Genomic DNA, 21,921 nt, shown 5'->3' with positions numbered 1-21,921 from the left:
CAAACTCAAAACAACAGATTTTGCAGTAACTTCTTGCAAATATAAGTAAAAAAGTTATGTATTATAATGGGAATATTACTTATGTTCCTGAGGAAGTTTGATCTGCGACAAGGAGCGTAAAATGAACAAAAAAATTAGACTTACAATAATCATAATGATATATTTGTTATCATTTTTGAGTGTTGTTTATTTGGTTGTCAACTTCTCCCGCTCTGCAGAAGATTATTTAACCCCAGTATCAAAAATAGAATTTTCGCATAAAGATCAATCTCTTTATATGAAAGATGGATTTAGTGAACCTGATGGTGATCAGAGATGGTCGAATAAAAATTACTCCCTAATTAATGTTCCATTAATTGAAAAAAAAGAGTATGTCATTGAAGCCAATATAAAAGCATATCCAGAAAAAGATAGAGTACAGGCCATTAAACTAACAGTTAACGATCAGTATATTGGAGAACAAATCGTAAATAATTTTATAGATTATCAGAGTTACTCCTTTATCGTACCTAAGGAATATGTAAAAAAAATAAATCATATTAAATTTGAATATAACTTTACGGTAGTTGATGCTGAACATAATAACAACGAGGTTGCAGTTAGCTATAAATACCTAATATTTCGGGAGGAAGAATAATGACCAGTTTGATTAATAGAACTTCTTTTTTCTCGAAATATACAAATTATATAAAAATTATATTATTGATTTTGGTTTCACGAATTACGCTCTCTTTTATTGGTATAACTTCCAGACATTTTTTACAACCTTCTGAAACTTTTAAACAATCACTTCTTTCAACCTGGGCTCAGTGGGATGGAGGTTGGTATCGAATTATCGCAGAACATGGTTATGATATTGATCATACATACAATCCGTACTTTGGATATCAAACCACTTATGCTTTTTATCCATTGTATCCTAAACTAATGAAGTATCTTAATTTTATCTTCCACGATTACATTATATCCGGTATTTTTATTTCAACTATATCTTCTATAGTTGCATGCGTCTATTTATACAAGCTTAGCACATATTATTTTGACCAGAAAAAATCGATGGAAGTAATAAAATACGTTGTGTTTTTCCCCGCTTCTTTTATGTTATCGTGTGTTCTAACTGAGTCATTATATCTAGTTTTAGTACTAATGTGCTTTTATTACTCAAAGAAAAACAAATGGTTATTAGTAGGGATATGCGGCTTTTTTCTTGCTTTAACAAGAAATATTGGGGTTTTTATAATAATTCCATTATTTATTGAATACTTGATGTGTAAAAAATTTAAATTTCTTGAAATTAAGTATAACATTTTATTCCTTCTTTTTATTCCCTGTGGTTTTGTCTTGTGGGGAATGTATTTGTATTACCTCACTGGTGATTTTTTAATGTTCAAAAATATTCAGGTTGCTTGGGAAAGAGTTGATTCAGATCCAATTAGTGTCTTATATCAAGTTTTTAGTAGGGGTCAATTTCAAGAGAGGTTTTGGGCACTTTTTACTATTTTTGCTATATCAATACAACTACTATCTATTAAAAAAATGCCAATTCCATACTCTGTTTTTACGGCTTACTCAATCCTAATCCCTTTATCTACTTCTGTAATAAGTATGATAAGGTTTACTCTGGTTATTTTTCCTCTTTACTTTGCTTTGGTGAATATATTGAAAAATAATTTCGCTAAAACTTTGGTAGTTTATGTAATGTTAGTTTTACAAGGCCTTCTGATGGTTTTTTGGAGCAGTGGTTATGCTTTGAGCTTTTAAAGCTACAACTGTTAGAATGACATAAAGGCCTAATTTGAAATAACTAATGGAGGAAACTGTAAGAAATGTTAAGCATGTCAGGCATAGTGATTGGATTATCAGAGTATTTTCTGATATACAAGTTGAAGTTCTTTAAGGGGTTATGAGTTATTGGCGGCAGCTTAAATGGAGAAAGTAAATGAAAAATTAATTTGGAGGTGCTTTTATGAAACTTCTCATTACCGGCGGAGCCGGCTTTATTGGCAGCAATTTTGTCATCTATATACTGCAGCAGCATCCCGATTATCAAATCGTTAATGTGGATGCTCTTACGTATGCAGGGAATTTGGAGAACTTGAAATCGGTCGAGAATCATCCGAACTACACGTTTGTAAAAGCGGATATTACGGATGTTCAAGCGATGGACGCATTGATCGGACAGGGTGTGGATGTAGTTGTGAATTTTGCGGCGGAGTCGCATGTGGACCGGAGTATTTTGGAGCCGGATGTGTTTGTGAAGACGAACGTGCTCGGGACTCAGGTACTGCTTGACGTGGCCAAAAAGCATAAAGTCACCAAGTTTGTACAGGTTTCGACCGATGAGGTGTACGGTACGCTTGGGGCGACCGGTCTGTTTACGGAAGAGACCCCGCTGACTCCGAACAGTCCTTATTCCGCCAGCAAGGCGGGTGGAGATTTGCTGGTGCGCGCTTATCATGAAACGTTTGGTCTGCCGGTTAATATTACGCGCTGCTCGAACAACTATGGCCCGTATCAATTCCCAGAGAAGCTTATTCCGCTGATGATCTCCCGCGCTCTGTCTGATGGGGCGCTGCCGGTATACGGTGACGGCTTGAACATTCGCGATTGGCTCTATGTGGAGGATCATTGTAGCGCGATTGATCTGGTCATTCACAAAGGTGTGCTGGGTGAGGTGTACAACATTGGCGGCAACAATGAGCGGACGAATGTGCATATTGTTAAGACGATTTTGCAGGAGCTGGGCAAGCCGGAATCGCTGATTACGTATGTGCAGGACCGTCCGGGGCATGACCGCCGCTACGGCATCGACCCAACGAAGATCATGAACGAGCTTGGCTGGAAGCCGAAGCATACGTTTGAAACCGGGATCAAGGAAACGATCCAATGGTATTTGAATAACAAAGAATGGTGGACCCGCATCCAGTCCGGCGAATACCAGAAGTATGCCGAAAAGCAGTACGGCAGCCGCTTGGGGGATGCCCTGTAATGGCAGCGAAGGTTCTTGTAACGGGGGCGGCGGGACAACTTGGCCGTGATGTGGTGCTGCTGTTGGAAAGCCAGGGGTATGAGGTGCTGGCCTGCGACCGGCAGGAAATGGACATTACCGATCTTGACCAGTGCGGCAAGGTTATTGGAGAATTCGGCCCTGACGCAGTCATTCACTGCGCCGCGCATACGGCGGTGGACGCCGCAGAGACGGATGTTGACGCTGCATACTTGATCAATGCTGTGGGGACACGCAATGTTGCGCTTGCAGCAGAAAAAGTTGGCGCGAAACTGGTCTATATCAGCACGGATTATGTGTTTGACGGACAAGGAAGCCAGCCGTATCATGAATACGACAACACCGATCCCAAGAGTATTTACGGCAAGTCCAAACGAGCTGGGGAAATTCTGGTGCAGAGCTTGTCGTCCAAGTATTTTATCGTGCGCACCTCGTGGGTGTATGGAAAGTATGGGAATAATTTTGTTAAAACGATGCTGAAATTTGGCCAGGAAAAACCGGTGCTGCAGGTCGTGGATGACCAAAAAGGATCACCAACGTATACAGTGGATTTGGCGAATTTCCTGCTGGAATTAATCGGGACTGAAAAGTATGGCATTTACCATGCCTCCAATACAGAGGTTTGTACGTGGTATGAGTTTACCCAGGCGATTTTTGCCGAGGCGGAGGAAATCCTGGGGCTTAAGTTCACCGCTAAGCTGGAGCCGTGTACGACGGAACAGTTTCCACGCCCCGCTCCGCGTCCGCGCAACTCGGTGATGGAGCATTTGTCGATCCGGACGAACGGATTCCAGGATATACGGCCGTGGCGGGAAGGGCTTAGAGCGTTTTTAAAAGAAATTTAAAAAGTTATATAAATTGACATTTATCTCCAAATTTAGTTGCCTAAATAAATATGGCACAAATTTTTAAGAGTTCCTTCTTCCATAAAGATGATATACTTGTTTGGAAGTGAATTTTGATATGGAGGATTATAGATGGATTTGAGTATTATTATTCCAACTTTTAATGAAAAAGACAATGTAACAACCATTTCAAATCGAATTATTCAGGCAATGGAAAAGACCGGTTCTAACTATGAAATTTTATTTGTGGATGACAGCAAGGATGAAACCCCGCAAATTCTGGATGAACTTTCTAAGAAATTCTCGCAAATAAAATATATTCATCGTACAAATGGTAGAGGTTTAGGAACAGCTGTAGTGGAGGGGTTTGATAAATCAAGAGGCACTTATATCATTGTTATGGATGCCGACTTACAGCATCCTCCAGAGCTTTTGCCTCTGATACTGCAGCGACTGCAGGAAGGTTCCGATTTAATCATTCCCAGCCGCTTTGTAGAAGGCGGTTCAGATGGTGGATTGAATGCATTTCGAAAGTTAGTGTCTTGGACTGCAAGAATGATTGGAAGAGTTTCAATTAAACGAATGAGGAATATAACGGATTGCACTGGCGGTTTTTTTGGATTAAATCGGAATGTATTGATCAATGCTGATCTTGACCCGATTGGTTGGAAAATTCTAATGGAAGTTCTGGTCAAAGGTAACTACAAAACCGTTCATGAGATTCCCTATTCTTTTGTTTCAAGAGATGCAGGCGAATCCAAGATGAGTGGGAAAGAGCAGTTGAATTATCTGCGTCACATTCTGAAACTGGTTTGTAGTAGTGAAGAAGACCGAAAGTTCTACATATTTTGTTTAATTGGACTTTCTGGGGTGTTGGTAAATTTAGCAATGCTCTTTATTTTGGTGGATATTCTTCATTTAGGTCATCTTAGATCGTCAATAATTGCTTCGTTTACTGCGATGTTAAGTAATTTTATACTGAATGATACGTTGACCTGGAAAATGAAGAAAGATGGAGCGTCAAGTCTTATTCCGAAATTTTCTAAATTTGTAGTAGTTAGTTCAGTCGGAATTATAATAACTGCATTATTTGCACAGTTCGCATCATGGTTGAAGATCAGTATAGTATTTGGTCAAATGATAGGTATAGTAGCTGCAACTTTGTGGAATTTCAAGATAAATAATATTTGGACATGGTCAAATAAGGAAGAACTTGCAAAACAAGAGGAAAGAAGAATTGTGGTAAGCCAGGAAGGTATTCAACTCTCCAAGTAATGCGATAGTGACTTTAACTTATCTATCTTACTACTCCTTGTCTGTTCAATCAGACAGGGAGTTTTTAGTTCAAGAACTCCGAGGTTTACGATATACTATGGAATAAGGCAGTGACTAAATATACAAGGATCGGTTCATGACCAACAAAACCGTAAGTATACATATCGTAACCTACAACAGCGAAGATGACATTATCAATTGTCTGGAAGCCGGGTTCCGGCAGGATTATCCGATAGAAAAAATCATTATAGTGGATAACGCCTCGAGTGACCATACGGTGGAGCGGATTCAATCCCACTACAAACTTGACAATAGACTCGAGACAACCGAGGATTCAGCGTCGGGCGTTACTCATACAGAAACTCCAGCTGCCTTAACTGAGCAACCGGTATACTCTCTTCACCTCATCCAAAATCAAACAAACACCGGCTTCGCTCCCGCCCACAACCAGGCGATTGCAGCGAGCGATGCCGATTATGTGCTGGTGCTAAATCCCGATGTTACGCTGGCGCCGGATTATGTATCCAGGCTGGTTGCCCGGATGGAAGCTAATCCCGGAATAGGTAGTGCCACGGGAAAGCTGCTGTTCAAGGCGGACCCGGGGACGGTGGACAGTACGGGGCTGCGGATGAATAAGGCACGCAGGGCTTTTGACCGGGGAGCAGGGGAGCCGGCAGAGAACTGGATGGAGCCTGGCGAGGTGTTCGGCGTATCGGGTGCGGCGGCGATGTATTCTCGGCGGATGATTGAGGCGATCAGCGTGGACGGCGAGTTTTTTGACACGGATTTTTTTGCCTATAAGGAAGATGTCGATGTGGCGTGGCGGGCGCGGCTGCTGGGCTGGAAAGCGTACTATGACGCGGATGCGATCGGGTACCATGAACGGGGCTGGAAAGCATCGGGCCGCAGCGGGAAGCCGCTGTTTATCCGGAGAATCTCTTATATTAACCGGTACAAGATGATTGTTAAAAATGAATCGGTGCGGACCATGCTTAGAACGGTTCTATTGTCTCTCCCTTACGAAATCGCCGCTCACGGATATATGCTGCTGAAGGAGCCTGGATTGTTCAAGGCTTGGGGGAGTTTTTTCTCGGAACTCGGGCCGCTCATGAAGAAAAGAAAGCACATCCAGAGCCGGGTACGGCGCAGCGGCAATCTGGAATAACCAAGTTGAATAGTTGATAGTGTAAAAGGGTTGCTGCTCGCACAGAGCGGCGGCTCTTTTTTTGGCATATAAGGGCCTGCGGCAAGGCTGTCCTTCGATTTTACAGTTGATGTTTCCTGCTCTAGAACCTATTATAAATATAATTAATTATAAATAGATATATTTAGTTATTTTACTGTGTGTATCAAAAGATTGGAGGAAAGGGCAGGTGCAGCATAATCATCTGGACATGGGTTCTGCGGGAACGCAGGGGGGAACCGGGAGGCCGATTATAGTCAGAAGCAAATTAACATGGGCGGTGTTGATCGCCTGCGCATGCGCGGTGTTTCTGGGGTCGTTCGTATGGGGGAGATACGGGATATCGCTTGACCAGATCATGGAGATTGTCATTGGCAAAATGCTGGGGCAGACGGCGGTCTGGCCTGAGAAGGTGGAGATGGTGCTGTTCAAGGTGCGGATTCCCCGAATTTTCTCGGCTATGCTGATCGGGTCGGCGCTGGCGGCGGCGGGGGCGGCCTACCAGGGGTTGTTCCGGAATCCGATGGTATCCTCGGATATTCTTGGCGCTTCGACGGGGGCGGGCTTTGGCGCGGCGCTGGGAATTCTGCTGTCTATGGGGATGCTGGGCGTGCAGGCGTCGGCGTTTGTCTTTGGACTGGGCGCGGTTCTGCTTACGTATAGGATTGGCGCATCCATGAGCCGCAAAGGGGGAACCATTCTGGCGCTGCTGCTGACGGGCATGGTCGTTTCCGCGTTATTCGGCTCTTTTACTTCCCTGATCAAGTATGTTGCCGATCCGTACAGCAAGCTGCCGGCAATTACGTTCTGGATGATGGGGGGCTTGTCCGCCGTAACCGGCCGGGATCTGCTCGTTATGCTAGTCCCTTTTCTGCTGGGGAGCATTCCGCTGCTGCTGGTGCGCTGGCAGATGAATGTGCTGAGTTTTGGCGAGGAGGAGGCGGAGGCGCTTGGAGTGGATGTCCGAAAGCTGCGCATGCTGGTGATTCTCTGTTCGACGCTGCTGACGGCTTCGGCGGTATCGATCGGCGGAATGATCGGCTGGGTTGGCCTCGTCGTTCCTCATATGACCCGGCTCCTGGTCGGTCCGGATTACAAGGTGCTGCTGCCGGTGTCGATGCTGCTGGGCGGAACTTTTTTGCTCGGAGTGGATGATCTGGCCCGCAGCGCATTCCCCCAGGAAATCCCGCTCGGCATTCTGACCGCGGTGGTCGGCGCGCCGTGCTTCCTGTATTTGCTGCTGAAGGGAAGACGGGAGTGGTTGTAAAAAAAGGCGGAGGCAGGTTTGCGGAAATTAGGCGTCTGAGGGGCCATCGGGCGGGGCAGTGAAGGAGGCCGGAACTTAAAAAGATAGAGGAATCAAGCATCTTGGCGTGTAGAGCGCGTGGGATGCTTTTTTGTTGCTTGTAGGATGCTGAAAAAACACAACTCCGGTATCCGTCAGGAAACGGTCCGGAGCTGTGCTGTTTACAGACTGGGAAAGCAGGCGGGCGCGCGTCGCTGTCTCCTAGTTCAGATAGTTGTGTACTTCAATGCTCAGTACTTCGCCGTTGGAATACCCTGTGTCTCTGGTGATCGTAAATTGGCCTCCCGAAGTGGTTACGGAGAAGTCGCTGTAGTCTGTATCGTTACCGTTGATGAAGTTAGCTAATTGAGTAGCGTAGTCAGATGCAACAGACGAGTAGAACGTGTGCGAATGGATCGGGAGAGCGCCGTTCACGACAGCCGGGAAGGTCGTCGGATAGCCGGAAGCGTCAACCGTGCAAGGAATAATGGTGGTTACGCCGCCAACCGTGCTTTTCAGGTAGAACCAGGAGATGCCGCGAATCTGCGGCAGGCCATTGAAGCTTGCCGTTACGCTCGGCTTGGTGCTGGTAGAAGTGTTTCCCGTAACCGTGCTGATGCCGCTCAGGCTGACGCCGGTATCAATAAGCTGTTCCGAAAGCGTGGAGGAGGTCCAAGTCGCCTTCTTGGTGGAATCGGCTGCAGATGCGATGCCGGGAATGGTCGTACCGGAAGCAGCGGTAATTGTCAGATTGGCTGCCATTACGGCGAAAGAACCGGAACTGGAAGGATTTTTCTTAATATCAATTCTGATTTTATTTGTTCCCAGCGCGCCGACGGTATAGATCTTAGATGTTGTGGTAGTAAGAGTGCTTCCAGCGATAGAAACAACAAAGTCGCTTTCGATTCCGGATGCAACCGTAATATCTTGGTCGAAGGTTACATCGACAAATACACGCTGGGAAGCGTCTTTTTCAGCATTGGTTGGCAGGGAACTATCGTAATAAGACGTAATCGTAAACCCGGTTACCACCGGGTTGGTGGCCGCAAAGGCCGACTTCGCTCCCGAGAACAGAAGTGTGGTAAAGACGGCTAAAACGAGAAACAGAGAAAAGAATTTGCTGCGGAACTGGACGGGTTGGGTTGATGACATTAAAAAGCCTCCTCGTAAATAAATAATAGAATTTTTGCGCGCCCTGCACTTACAAGTTTTATGTGAATTCTTAGGAAGTACAACGATAAACTAACTCCTTCTGTAGCATAACTTCACATATATATTCGCGATCCATGTCGGCTTTTGCCGCTTCCATGGATTTGATGAATTGTAAATAAGAACAATTCGTTAAAGTGAATTATATCTATTTATAATGAAAATACAACAATAATGGCAATTACGTTCAAAAAAAGTTCGATTTAAGTAATTTTAATTATAATTAGTTATAAATGATATTGCCGAATGGTGACGGAATGTGTTTAAATCTGGTACTAACAATAGGTAATTAGGGGAGGAATTGTGACATGAGATTCGGGGGGCATAAGTGGAGACAGAGGGAGGGGAAATGGCTTTCCTTGGCGCTAGCTTTTCTGCTGCTGGCTGGAGTGATTTTTATTCCGTGTTCGTATCCGAGAACGGCTTATGCAGAGGACGAGTCGGAGATCACGGCCGGCTATTTTAACAATATGGATCAGCCGCAGGTGAAGAGCGTCATTGGCGTGGGAGGAATAAGCACCAACAATAAAGCCGGGAAATATACCAGTGTAACGGCGGATGCTTATGGGGATTTCGTGGCAATCGGGGAATTGAGAGGGACGGTTCCGGAAAGTATTAATCCGGCGGCTGCGGCGGTACAAGCGAAGGGTCCAACGTTGATTACGAAGACGGGACGCGACAGGGACGGCAACCTGAAGACGATGTGGACGCAGGGGTTGTACGTTCCGGGAGGGATAAGGACTGATTCTTATGGTTCATTCATCACTTTATTTGATATTGAGCCGTTGGCTGACGGAGGGTATGTAGCAGTCGGTCATACCAATTATGGGGTGGGTTGGTCAGACGGTACGCCAGTTGACATTCCCGTGCGGGATTTCCGGGGAAAGGAATGGAATGTTCGGCTGCTTCGGCCTCTGCTAGGCAGTTCCAATGTCGCGATTGCGGTCAAACTGAATGCCGGCGGCGACATTGAAAGGCTTATTCAGTTGAATGGCGATACGCCAGGATCCACCTATTTTTGGTCCGTGGCGGCGTCCGCCGATGGCGGATTTGCGGCGGTCGGCTATACGACGGCAGAAGGCGGCGTGTTCTCGGGGCTGGGCGAAAAAGAGGATGAATCGTTATCATTTCTGGCCAAATATGATGCGGCAGGCAACCGGGAGAAGGTGGTCGGGTTTAGCGGAGACTATATTGGAGAAATAATAAGCGGGCTTCCAGGATATACCTTCTGGAGTATTGCGGCGCTGCCGGACGGGGGATATGCGATTGGCGGGGAGAGCAATGCGTTCTCCGACATTGTAAGCAGCGCGGAACCCGATCAGCATTATTCGCTGGATTCCGATCCGGCTAAACGATCGGCGGCCTTCTTGATGAAACTGGATGCGGAGGGCAGGATCGACTGGGCCAAAGTTCAACATAGTGAGCTGAGCAGCGGATTATTTGAGGATGTGGCGGTGGACAACTCAGGGAACATAACGGCAGCCGGTTATATGAGTTTTGGTACCAACGCAGCCGCGATCATCGGCAAGTACGGAGCGGACGGTACGCTTATTGCGAGCCGGGCGCTTGTCGGCAATGATACGCGGGATACGTATGGCCAGCTTATCACCGGGCCTGACGCTCTGCATTCGGTTATTCCGCTTGATGATGGCGGTTATCTGTTCGCCGGACAGGCGTTATCCACCGCGAATGATTATGGCGGCGAGACTTTGTCCTCAATCGGGGGCAATCGGGGAGGACGCGATTATTTTGTATTGAAGACCGACGGCAACCTATCGACGGAATGGCTGTCTTTTGCAGGCGGTTCGGCCAATGAGGCGTTCGAAATTATCGGTATTGAACAGGTAACCGATATCCTTGCGCTGACAGACGACGGATTTGTTCTGGCTGGGGACTCGCCGTCTCTGGACGGAGACTTCGCGGGGCTGAACGGCTCGCCGACGATCAGTCAGGACCCGGCTAACACGGGTAATGCGGTGCTGGCCTTGTTTACGTACGACTGGGACGGCGACGGGGTCAGGAACTCCCGGGATTTCTATCCGCTCAATCCGGCTAAGAGTATTCCGGAAGGAAGCTATGCCGTACAGCTTAATCTGGATGGGCCTTCGGTAGTCACCGCGACTTACAGTGTCTATGCCGCCGACGTGAAGGGAATCCCGCTCGTTTCCGGGCAGGAGGTCCCCAATATTTCCGTTACGTTCGATGGCGCGAAGCTGACGGCGCCCGTACCGGTATTCGACCGGATCTTTAAGGGGCTGAACCATACACTAACCTTTGGCTATACCAATGAGATTCCTGGATTTGAGACTGAAGCGGTACCGCTGCTTCCGGCTAAACGGATATACAGCAGCGCTTTTGAACTAAGCGCGAACATGGACGGGGGAGGAGTAACCGATTTCGGAACGGCTGTGAAGGTCACCGTTCCCATTAGCGGCATCGACCATCCTTACAGCGCGAAGCTGTATTACTACAATCCATCCGGTCCGGTGCTTGAGGAAGTGTCCGGCGCGGACTTCTCGCAGGAAGGCATGGTCACCTTCAGGACGTCGCATTTCTCCCGGTATGTGATCACCGGTGCGACGACGGATCAGCTTGAGGTGGATGCGGTCATCGCCAAGATTGCGGCGCTGCCGCCGGAAGTGTCGCTTATGCAGAAGCCGCTTGTTGAAGAGGCCCGTGCCGCTTACGAGGCGCTGACTCCGGAGCAGCAGGCGCTGGTGACCAACTACAGCAAGCTGACCAATCTGGAAGCACAGCTCGTGGCCAGGGAAGAGCTGAAGAACAACCTGATTGCCGTGAACCCGGTCATTGAGAAAATATCCAATCTGCCGGACCCGGTAACGCTTGACGACCGGGCGGCCATCGAAGAGGCCCGCGCGGCCTATGACGCGCTAACCGAAGTGCAGAAAGGGCTGGTCGACAACATCGACAAGCTGTTAGCGGCGGAAGCGCAGATTGTCAGGCTGCAGGATCAGGCCGCTGGGGACGCGGTTATTCAGCTGATCAACGCGCTGCCGGACGCGGTCTCGCTTGCTGACAAGTCCAAGGTGACGGCGGCGCGCAACGCTTATAATGCGCTGACTGCGGCACAGAAGGCGCTGGTGACCAACTACGGGAAGCTGACGAACGCGGAGGCGCAGATCAATATTCAGCAATCCCAGGTGAACGCGCTGCAGGCGGAACGCAATAGCTTGCAGTCGGCACTCATTAGCGTAATATTGAGCAAGCCTGCCGCGTCATCATCTGCCGCGCCGGTGACATCCGTCAATGGATCTGCAGAAGTCGTACCGAAAATGGGAGGAACGGTGAGTCTCGGATCGTCGGCCATTGTGGAGATTCCGGCTGGCGCACTAAGCGGTGAAGCGAAGGTCAATGTGAAGATCCGGCAGGTGGACAACCCTCCGGCGGCTCCCTTTACCCTGACCGTGGTTTCGTCGGTCTATGAATTTACGGCGGGCAGCGCCGCCACTTACCGATTCACCAAGCCGGTAACGGTTACCCTTGCCTTCGACCCGTCGAAGGTTCCAAATGGCAAGCAGGCGGCGATGTATTACTACGACGACGCGGCGGGCAAATGGACAAGAATCGGGGGGACAGTGAACGGCGGCGGAATCTCGGCGGTAGTCTATCACTTTACGAAGTTTGCCGTATTCGCGGAATTCCCGCAGATGGCGAAGACTAGCGGGAATACGGGAACGCTGAAAGATACCGTGAACCACTGGGCTAAAAATTATATTGATAACCTGAGACAACGGGGAGTGATCGGCGGATATCCGGACGGCACCTTCCAGCCGAACCGGACGATTACGCGGGCCGAGTTCGCTACGCTGCTGGTCAAGGCGCTCGGGCTTAAGGGGACGGGCGAAGCCGGATTCAGCGATATTGAAGGGCACTGGGCGAAGGGAGAGATCTTGACGGCGGCAAGCCATCAGATTGTGAACGGGTATCCGGACGGAAAGTTCCTGCCTGACTATCCGGTGACCCGGGAGGAAATGGTCGTCATGACCGTGTACGCTTTTCAGCTTACACAAAAGACTGCGCTCGCCTTTGGGGATAACGGGGAGATCTCGGACTGGGCAAAATCCGGGGTGGAAGCCGCAGTAGCTTCGGGCATTATATCCGGCCAGCCGGGCAACCGGTTTGCGCCGAAGGCAACCGCGACCCGGGCGGAAGCGGCAACTGTGCTGGTGAAGGCGCTGGAACTGGAATAATGCGTAGAGCGTCCCGGCGGCTGCACCCGCCGGACGCCTAATAACTATTTAAGGGAGGCTTTAAGCTGTGGGGGGAGCAGTTCGGGAGAGTGTTCGCAAGGTTGAAAAAGTATTCTTGATTATGGTTTTGGCGCTGACGATGGTGTACAGCGCAGCCGGGCATAAGGCTAGAGCAGAAGCGGTAAACCTGGAACCTCAGTTTAAGAGTGCTTGGGGATTAGGGGAGGCGGGACTGCCTGCGAACTCGATTCGAAGTCTGGTTGTTAATCCGAGGGATGGATATAACGAATATTTTGCAATCGCGGATGTCGGAGCCGGGGGCAGCTTGGGACTAAGCTTTGCGCCGGACAAGGGAACAGCTAATCCCGCCTATATCATCAAACTTAGCGATGAAGGAGGGAATTTACACCGTGTGTGGGCTAAAGCGATTTATGCGACGGAGATGCCCGAGGAACTCAATTACATGGGAATGGATGTCTCTCCGTACAGCAAGAATTACCGGATTAACCTCAATTCATTGACTCTATTGAATGATGGAAGCCTGATAGCCGTAGGCATGGGTGTGCCGAATGAAAATGATGACTTTGGCGATATGATGAGATATAAAATCACGCTCAAGGATTCTGCGGGGACCTCTAAAGTATTGCAGCATTACATTAACAAGTTCGCCTCTGACTATACGGATTCGGGTGTTCCGGCGGACGGGCTGGTTGTCAAAATGGACGCTGAGGGCAATCTTAGCTCCGCCACCGCCATAGGAACCGCGATCACTGCTTCAATCTCCGGGGATATCGAGCTTGGCCGCGTGCAGGCTACCTCGGATGGAGGCTATATCGTTATCGGCTATTCCCGAAGCTCGGATGGAATGCTCGGACCTATGGGAAGCAAGATGGAGCCGTTTATTGTGAAGTATACCCGAACTGGGGCTCGGCAATGGCTGACTCATTTCTATGATAAAGACAATAATGTAACCAATAAAACGACGGAACTGCTGTCTGTAGCCGAACTGCCGGGTGGGGGCTATGCGGTATCAGGGTGGTCCTCGGCACAGAGCTTTACCAAAGTCTATAAAAATGGCAGTCCTCTAAAAGACGCCGAGGAGTATAACATTGCTTTTCCGCTGAATAACGACAATTCTCAGCATAAAGGCCTAATCGGCATTCTGTCGGCGGATGGCACTTTGCAGAAAATGACGACCTACGCCCCGGTCCCGGCAGCGGATGCCAATTTGAACGATATCGCAGTGACCACTGACGGGGCAAGCATTCTGGCTGTTGGTTCTGCGACGGTGAATTCCGTCTCTTCCGCGTTCTCCGTGAAGTTCAAGACTGACGATTTGTCGGTGGAAGCCGAGAAGAGCTATTCGCAGCCGACGGACGTTTCTGTGTTGGGATCGAGCGCTGAGAACCCGGACAGCCTGACGACAATCGTCCCGGCCGAGGGCGGCGGCTACTGGCTTGGAGGAACAGCGAACGGCCTGCCGAGCTCTTCCTCAGGAACCGTGCCTAATGGGGGAGCGGCCAAGGGCGGTCAGGATATGCTTGTGCTCAAGAGCGACGGGAATCTGAACACCGAATGGGCGTATCTCGCTGGAGGAACGCGGAATGAAGCGCCGCTGCAGGGCTCGGGTTACGGAGGAACGCTTGCCGTACCGATGCTGGAGGCGGCCGGGAACGGCTTCGTGCTGTACGGCGCGTCGCAATCTTCCGACGGAGAATTGGCTGCGCTGGCTAGCGCATCGCCGGTTTCAGGAGCCGACGGCGGTTACAACGCTTTTGTCGCCCGCTATGATCTGATTGATCCGGACCAGACGGCGGCTGATGCAGCTGCGCAAATCATCGCCGCGCTTCCGGGGACGGACGCGCTGACGCTGGCCGACAAGGCGGCAGTCGCGGCGGCTCGCCAGGCGTACGACAGCCTGACGGCGCAGCAGCAGGCACTGTTGTCTGCGGAAACGCTGGACAAGCTGACGGCGGCGATCGCTGCGATTGCCGCGCTGGAAGAAGCGCAGGCAGAAGCGGACCGGGAGTCCGCCTGGCAGGCGACGTACCAAATCAATAATCTGCCGGATCCGTTGACGCTGGCTGACAAAGCGGCGGTGACAGCGGCCCGCCAGGCGTATGACAGCCTGACGGATGCGCAGAAAGCACTGGTATCTGCGGACACGGTGGAGAAGCTGGCGGCTGCGGAAGTAACAATTGCTGTGCTGGAGGCAGGAGCAGAGCAGGAAGCATGGGATCATGCGGCCGCCCAGGCGGTTGCTGACAAGATCAACGCCCTTCCTGACCCGGTGGCGCTGGCTGACAAGGCGGAGGTAGCGGCAGCACGGCAGATGTACGATAGCCTGACGGAAGTGCAGCAAGCGCTGGTGCCCGCTGGGGTGCTGGATAAGCTGAAGGCGGCGGAAGAGACGATTGCGGCGCTGGAAGCGGCGGCGCAGCAGGCCGCGGCGGACCAGGCGGCAGCGAAAGCCATCGCTGACAAGATCAACGCCCTTCCTGACCCGGTAGCGCTGGCTGACAAGGCGGCGGTAGCGGCAGCGCGGCAGATGTACGATAGCCTGACGGATGCGCAGAAAGCGCTGGTGCCCGCCGGGGTGCTGGATAAGCTGAAGGCGGCGGAAAAGGCGATCGCGGCGCTGGAAGGGGCGGCTTCGACTCCATCCGCGCCGTTCAATCCGTCGCCGCCTTCGGGAACAGCACCAGCCGCAGTTCCGTCATCATCTTCTGTGGCGCCGGTTGAATCCTCCAGCGGGTCGGCGTCGGTACCTCCGGCGGCAGGCGGAAGAATCGGCCTTGGAGATGCGGCTGTTGTCGATATTCCGGCAAATGCCCTGAACGGCAGCGAGAGTTTAAGCGTCAAGATTCAGCAGGTAACGGCGCCTCCAGCCGCCCCGGCGGAGCTGGTTCCGGCCGGAACCGTGTACGAATTTTCGGCGGGCGATGCGGCCTCCTACACTTTTGCCAAGCCTGTAACGCTTACCCTGACGTTTGATCCCGCCAAAATACCGGCAGGTTATGCACCGGCAATCTACCATTATGATGAAGCCGCCGGTGCATGGACCCGGATCGGCGGCACAGTAAGCGGAAGCACGGTTAAAGCGGAAGTCACCCACTTCACGAAGTTCGCCGTGTTTGCCGAAAAGACAGCGGTGGCAGAGCAGCCGGCGGCCGTATCGCTTAAGGACATCGAAGGACATTGGGCGGCGGCATACATCGAGGAGCTTGCGGCTCGCGGCATTACGGGAGGTTATCCGGACGGCACTTTCCGCCCGAACCGGACGATTACGAGGGCTGAATATGCCTCGATGCTGGTCAAAGCGCTTGATCTTAAAGCGACGGGAAGCTCCCAATTCGGGGATATGAATCATCATTGGGCGGCAGAAGCGGTGCTGGCAGCAGCGGATCACGGCATTGTCTCCGGCTACGGGGGCGGACAGTTCCGGCCCGATCAGTCCATTACTCGCCAGGAGATGGTTGTAATGGCGGTTCGCGCATTCGGGTTTACCGGAGGGACTCCCCTTGCCTTTGCGGACAGTGGCTCCATTGCGGCCTGGGCGCAGAGCTCTGTGGCAGCGGCGGTGCAGGCCGGTATTGTATCCGGACAGCCGGGCAACCGTTTTGATCCGCTTCATACGGCGACACGCGCGGAAGCGGCGGCTGTGCTGGTCAAAGCGCTGAAGCTGAAATAGTTCGCGGGATGGCGGCCTTGGACCTTCACATGTTCAGGACCTGCTATCTCTGAACGAAATCATACGAGGAGCGAGATATATGAAAACCAAAGTAAAGTGGAGAATCCAAATGATCTTGCTTGCCTTCGCTGTGCTGGTGTCGCTGTCCGTTACGCCCGAAGCTTACGGTTATTTTAACCGGGGAACGGTTCAGCTCTCACTCGGAAGCACATCGGCGGAGGTCAAGGTCGGATCGTCCACAACCATCTCGGCTACGCTGAGCCCGGATTCGTATACCGGCGTCATCGGCTGCGGACAGGCCATCTGTCCCCAGCAGTGCAACGGGATGTGCGGGGATGAGGTAACCGGGCAATGCCAGTGCGCCGGACCAGGCCAAAAGACGGAAGAAGCCCGCGCGACCGTCAGTGTCGCCAATCCGTTCATCGCATCGGCTTCCTATTCGAGCGGAACCATCACGATTAGGGGGAAATCGGCAGGAACCACGACAATAACGGTAACCGGCACGCTGTGGCAGCATACCTCTTCTTCGCCGGAGACGATTTCCGTAACGGTTGAGGAAGAAAGTACAGGCGGACAAGATCCGGAGCCGGAGAACCCGGGCGGCGGTTCGGGCCAGGATCCGGTTACCCCTAGCTCGAAGCCGAACCCAGACCCGGAACCACCTTCCGAGGCTGGACCTTCCGCTCCAGCGGAAGCAAATCCTTACGTACCGGTGAATCCTGTTCCGGCCGAGGAACCGAGTTACGCGCCTCAGCCGTCCTATGCGGCGGAACCCGTAAATAATACGGGAGGCGGCGCCGTTGTCACCTATCCGAGTCCCGGCGTGAGCACCCCGGCTCCGAATGCGTATGCTCCGCAGTATACGCCGAGTCCGGCTCCGGCCGGGCAGCCGTCGGGGACCGCTGCATCACCGGCCGCAGGGTCGCAGCCCGCGCCTTACCGGCCCGTATATGTGCAGAACGCGCCTCAGCCTTCATCGGCACCGGTTCTGCCTGCACCTTCGGCTGACGTCGTTGCGCCATTCCCGGCTGGAGGCCAGGGAAGTCCAGGATCCGCAGGCGGCAGTGCGGCCGGCAATATTGCAGGCGGCGGGAATGCTCCTTTCTCCAGCGGCGCGATCAGCGCACAGACCGGATTCTCGGCAGGCAATGGCGGCGGAGGCAAGCCCTACGTAAGTGCGGCCAAGCCGTATGTGGCGGTCATTGCGCCTTATGTCCCGCTCGTATCCGTTCTGGGATCGGGGATCAGCAAGGAAGAACAGCAGGAGGTCATCTCCAAGATGCAGGCGCTGGCTCCGGTGGCTCCGAAGCCGCTTGCCGGAACGTCCGCTGTGGGTGGACAAATCCAGGCGGCTCCGACTGCTGAAGCCTCAGGAGCGGATCAGCCGGAAACGAAGAGCATGGAAACCATGCGCGGACCGATGAAGATGATTACCTTAACCGACACGGGTATACCGACAGGTAAAGCCGCGATGGAAGGGGCCAAGGAGAAGAAAGAGCGCCTTATCTTCCAAAAGCTGGACGAGAGCAGCAATGTCCTCTACTCCTGGACCTTTGAAGGGGAAACGATTGAGACGCCGGAGGATATCAACTTCCACATCGATTTCCCGGAGACCGCTCCCGTATTGAAGAAGGCGGCTTCTTCGCTGGTCAAGCCATTCTATATTTCCTTCGCCCATGACGGCAAGCTGCCCGGTCCGGCCGAGATTTATATCAATACCGGCAGCCGGTTCAGCGATGCGGACAACTTGACGCTCTATCTGCTCGATGCGGAGAAAGGGCGGCTGGTTCCGGCGGCGACGAATCTGAATGTACAGGCGGGCTATGTCTCTTTTACAATCAGCCATAATTCGGATTATGTTCTGGCCGTAGGCGCTCCATCGTATTCATCCGGCAGTATGGTTACCGTCGTTGCGGTCGCCGTGCTTCTGATTCTGGCTGCCGCAGCTGCGGCGCTGATTCTGAATGGCATGAAGAGACGCCGGAGCTTTAAAGAAGCGGCTTGATGACGAAGCCGACAGAGAAAGATGCAAAGGAAGGTGTGGAGATTGATATCAATCGAAGGGGTCAGCAAAACCTTTGGCCGCTTTACGGCGCTGGAGGACATTTCTTTCGAGATCGCGGACGGCCGCATTTGCGGGCTTGTCGGTTATAACGGAGCGGGCAAGACGACGCTGCTCAAGATGATCGCGGGAATCTACCGCCCTGAAGCCGGAAGAATCACCATCGGCGGCGTACCGGTATACGAGAATGAAAGCCTCAAACGCAGACTGTTCATGGCCCAAGACGATCCGTATTTTCTGCCTCAGGGCTCGCTTCAGTCGATGGCGCTCTTTTTCAGCGGGTTCTACCCGAACTGGAGCCATAAAACGTACAGGGAACTGGTCGATTTCTTCGAACTGGACCCGGAAGCGCGAATCAGCGGATTTTCCAAAGGCATGCAGCGTCAGGCTGCGCTTATTCTGGCGTTTGCTACGATGCCCCAATATCTGCTTATGGACGAGTCTTTTGACGGCCTGGATCTGTCCAAGCGCAATCAGCTTAAGAGCATCATGTTCGAATATATGAAAAAGCACGGCACCAACATCGTAATTTCCTCCCACAATTTGCGGGAACTCGAAGGACTGTGCGATTACATCGCGATCATCCGCGACAAACGCTTGTCCTTTGCAACGACCGTCAATGAGATGCGCAAGCGACGGACCAAGTACCGAGTTGCTTTTTTAGGCGGCAATGGAATCGAGCAGCTCCGCGGCATCCAGGCACGCAATATTATGCGGGATGACGACAGCTATATCTTCACCTGGGACGGAGGGGCCGATGAGCTGCGGAAGCGGCTTGAATCGGCGTCGCCGCTCTGGATCACGAACGAGCCGATGACGCTGGAAGAAATCTTTTTGGATGAGATGGAGGATAAGGAATATGACATCGCAACCTTCTTTTGACCGTGTGATCACGGAGCCTTCTCCCGAGCCTGCGGCGGCAGCGCCTTCCCGGGACCGCGCTTTTCCGGTCTATCTCCACGCCTTTACACGGGCGCTCATTCAAAGTCTCGGCGTAGCTGCGCTCGGCCTGGCGGTATTTCTGCTGCTGATTCCCGTATCGACCGCCTTTATTCCCGGAAAATCGATTTTTGACGAGAACTACACGCATAATCAGATGCAGTACCGGTTCTATTACGAGAGTCTGACAGGAGTCATTCATGCCGCCGTCATCGTATTCGGGGCCGCGCTGGCGATTGTTCTGTTCCGGTTCATGCTGGTGAAGCGTTCATCGGACGCGTATTTTGCCCAGGGCATTACCCGAGGGAAGCAGCTTGGCCTGCGTTTTGTCATCGGAATTATTATGCTTGCCGTCGTGATCTTCATTCCGATCATGATCTCTCTCATGATGAACATTTCGGCATTCAGCAGTCTGGGCTACGCCGGGCTTGCTATTACCGGGGGTGTCTACCTCTATGCCGGTTACCTGATTCTGGGTATCGTCAGCTTCTGCGTCACGGCGCTTGTCTGCAGTATGGTCGGAACCATGACGGAAGCGGTATTCTACTCCCTTATGGCTATCGGCGCACCTTCGATCCTGCTGTACGGAGCCAACTCGCTGATGAAGCAGCTGCTCTTCGGCAACTCGTTCGGGTTCTCCGCGAGTACGGGGACGGTCGAAGTGGGCGCGAGCCTTCTGGACAAGCTGGCCAGCTATAATCCGGTTCTGTTCTTCTATCAGGCGGCCAAAGATTACTGCGCTCAATACACTAGGTTCGACGGATTTATCCAGCCTCCGGTACGCGCGCTACCCCTTCTGGGCTGGGTCATCGCCTCACTGGTTATTGCCGCGCTCGGAGCTGCGGCGCTGTCCCGCCGCAAAGCGGAAATCGCCGGCGTCTCGGGAACAAGCCGTATTCTGGGCATCGCCTCCACGTTCCTGCTGCCGCTTCTCGGCTTTGCGATTGTGCTGGAGTACGGGGCGGATATGGGAACGGGATATTCCATTCTGGCCGCTTCCCTGACGTTTATTGTCATCTTTCTGATTACCGAGCTGGTGCAGAAGAACGGCTCCCGGGGACTCAGCCGGGGCATTCTGAAGCTTCCGTTCGGACTTGGCGCGGTGCTGGCCGCTGTGGTCATTCTGGTTACCGGCGGCTTCGGCTATTCTTCCCGGATTCCGCAGGTTGACCGGATTGCCAGCGTTCAGATGTCCTATGCCGGATCGCCGAACTATCTGGACGGTCAGGTTGGCGGCGTCAGCACGGGCGGCAGCTACTATGTTATGAGCAACTATACCTTTTCCTCCAAGAGTGATCTGGAGATGATTACAGGACTCCACAAACAAATTATCGACGGAGGAAAAGGAAAGCTGGCGCGCGACGCGGAGAACTTCTCCAATACGACCGTCCCTTACGATATTATCGTCAACTATACGCTGGATAACGGCTCGCATCTTACCCGTTATTACGACCGGACCAAGCTTAGCGTTCTGGACAAATTCCTGACGCTCGACAAGACCGAGGCCGTGCAGAAGCAGACGCGCAGAACGATTACCGGAACGACCGAGTCGCGCTACTGGGCGGCGGGAGCCTTCCGGAACGGTCTGGTTTACCTGGCGAACAGTTCCTATACCAATCCGAGACAGGTTATTCTGTCGGACAGCCAGCGCAAGGAGCTTCTGGGGCATATTGCCGATGATGTCGAAGCCCAGAGCCTGGAAGACCGCTATTATCCCAAAGATCAGGCGCTCGGGACCATTATGTTTACCCAAGACGGCGGTCAGGAAAGTCTGAAATTCGGCTATCGGCTGGAGAACAGCATCATTTATGTAACGCCTTCTTTTAAGAACACCCTCCAATATTTAAAAGAAACAGGACTGTATTCGTATTTGGAAAATACGGAAGAAATCGAGAGCATTACCCTCCAGCCGTATGACCCTTATGTCGGAATGAATAAGAGTAAAGATCCGAAGTCGCCGTTCTTCCTCGGTTATATCGCCGATAACGACCGGGAGTTTATCCAGACCAAAGATTTCGGAGCGAACCCGGTGGTCAGCGATCCGGTCAAAATGGATGAACTGGCCCCGCTCCTGAAGAACGATTATTACATGAGCGGAGGCGGTTATCTGGCCTGTGTGAAGCTGAAGAACAAAAACCTGTATGTCTACAAGTTCCTGCCGGCCAAGGGCGCTCCCGCCTATTTGGCGGATGCCGGGGAGCATCAGCATTAGGA

Annotated in this window: 13 protein-coding genes; 12 read left to right on the top strand and 1 reads right to left on the bottom strand. The window is 51.8% G+C overall.

Going from position 1 to position 21,921, the window contains the following annotated elements:
* Positions 1-121 precede the first annotated feature (121 nt).
* From PDUR_RS23865 to PDUR_RS23835, 7 genes are all read left to right on the top strand, one after another.
* A complete protein-coding gene (locus PDUR_RS23865) occupies positions 122-637 on the top strand; it encodes a hypothetical protein (RefSeq protein WP_042208455.1) in 516 nt (171 codons plus the stop codon).
* Entirely contained in the window at positions 637-1,761 is a 1,125-nt protein-coding gene (locus PDUR_RS23860; protein WP_042208454.1) for a hypothetical protein, read from the top strand. Before PDUR_RS23865 ends, PDUR_RS23860 begins: the two co-directional genes overlap by 1 nt.
* Before the next feature lie 205 nt (positions 1,762-1,966).
* Positions 1,967-2,989: a dTDP-glucose 4,6-dehydratase gene (rfbB, locus tag PDUR_RS23855; protein ID WP_042208453.1), complete on the top strand. Its 1,023-nt coding sequence runs from the start codon at positions 1,967-1,969 to the stop codon at positions 2,987-2,989.
* Complete coding sequence (gene rfbD, locus PDUR_RS23850; RefSeq protein ID WP_042208452.1) at positions 2,989-3,852, top strand: dTDP-4-dehydrorhamnose reductase; 864 nt, start codon at positions 2,989-2,991, stop codon at positions 3,850-3,852. Before rfbB ends, rfbD begins: the two co-directional genes overlap by 1 nt.
* Positions 3,853-3,984: 132 nt before the next feature.
* Complete coding sequence (locus PDUR_RS23845) at positions 3,985-5,127, top strand: glycosyltransferase (RefSeq protein WP_042208451.1); 1,143 nt, start codon at positions 3,985-3,987, stop codon at positions 5,125-5,127.
* A gap of 136 nt (positions 5,128-5,263) precedes the next feature.
* Complete coding sequence (locus PDUR_RS23840) at positions 5,264-6,292, top strand: glycosyltransferase family 2 protein (protein ID WP_042208450.1); 1,029 nt, start codon at positions 5,264-5,266, stop codon at positions 6,290-6,292.
* 208 nt (positions 6,293-6,500) lie between these two features.
* Complete coding sequence (locus PDUR_RS23835) at positions 6,501-7,577, top strand: FecCD family ABC transporter permease (RefSeq protein WP_218918427.1); 1,077 nt, start codon at positions 6,501-6,503, stop codon at positions 7,575-7,577.
* Between the two features lie 240 nt (positions 7,578-7,817).
* Here the strand turns inward: PDUR_RS23835 and PDUR_RS23830 are convergent, their stop codons facing one another.
* Positions 7,818-8,747 (bottom strand): hypothetical protein, encoded by a 930-nt coding sequence (locus PDUR_RS23830; protein ID WP_042208449.1) that lies wholly within the window; start codon positions 8,745-8,747, stop codon positions 7,818-7,820.
* A 365-nt stretch (positions 8,748-9,112) separates the two neighbouring features.
* Between PDUR_RS23830 and PDUR_RS27535 the strand changes: the two genes are divergently transcribed.
* The 5 genes from PDUR_RS27535 (at position 9,113) to PDUR_RS23805 (ending at position 21,919) form a co-directional block, all read left to right on the top strand.
* Positions 9,113-13,015, top strand: a complete 3,903-nt coding sequence (locus PDUR_RS27535) for an S-layer homology domain-containing protein (RefSeq protein WP_052410371.1) — start codon at positions 9,113-9,115, stop codon at positions 13,013-13,015.
* A gap of 67 nt (positions 13,016-13,082) precedes the next feature.
* Positions 13,083-16,706: an S-layer homology domain-containing protein gene (locus PDUR_RS29415; RefSeq protein ID WP_052410370.1), complete on the top strand. Its 3,624-nt coding sequence runs from the start codon at positions 13,083-13,085 to the stop codon at positions 16,704-16,706.
* A 79-nt stretch (positions 16,707-16,785) separates the two neighbouring features.
* On the top strand, positions 16,786-18,711 hold the full coding sequence (locus PDUR_RS23815; RefSeq protein WP_042208448.1) for a pilus assembly protein N-terminal domain-containing protein: 1,926 nt from the start codon (positions 16,786-16,788) through the stop codon (positions 18,709-18,711).
* Between the two features lie 42 nt (positions 18,712-18,753).
* Positions 18,754-19,650: an ABC transporter ATP-binding protein gene (locus PDUR_RS23810; RefSeq protein ID WP_042208447.1), complete on the top strand. Its 897-nt coding sequence runs from the start codon at positions 18,754-18,756 to the stop codon at positions 19,648-19,650.
* Complete coding sequence (locus PDUR_RS23805) at positions 19,628-21,919, top strand: MFS transporter (protein WP_042208446.1); 2,292 nt, start codon at positions 19,628-19,630, stop codon at positions 21,917-21,919. Before PDUR_RS23810 ends, PDUR_RS23805 begins: the two co-directional genes overlap by 23 nt.
* The last annotated feature ends 2 nt before the right edge of the window (positions 21,920-21,921 follow it).

This window comes from Paenibacillus durus (genome assembly GCF_000756615.1).
Lineage (GTDB): Bacteria > Bacillota > Bacilli > Paenibacillales > Paenibacillaceae > Paenibacillus_AQ > Paenibacillus_AQ durus.
This window is presented reverse-complemented; position numbering and strand designations above follow the sequence as displayed.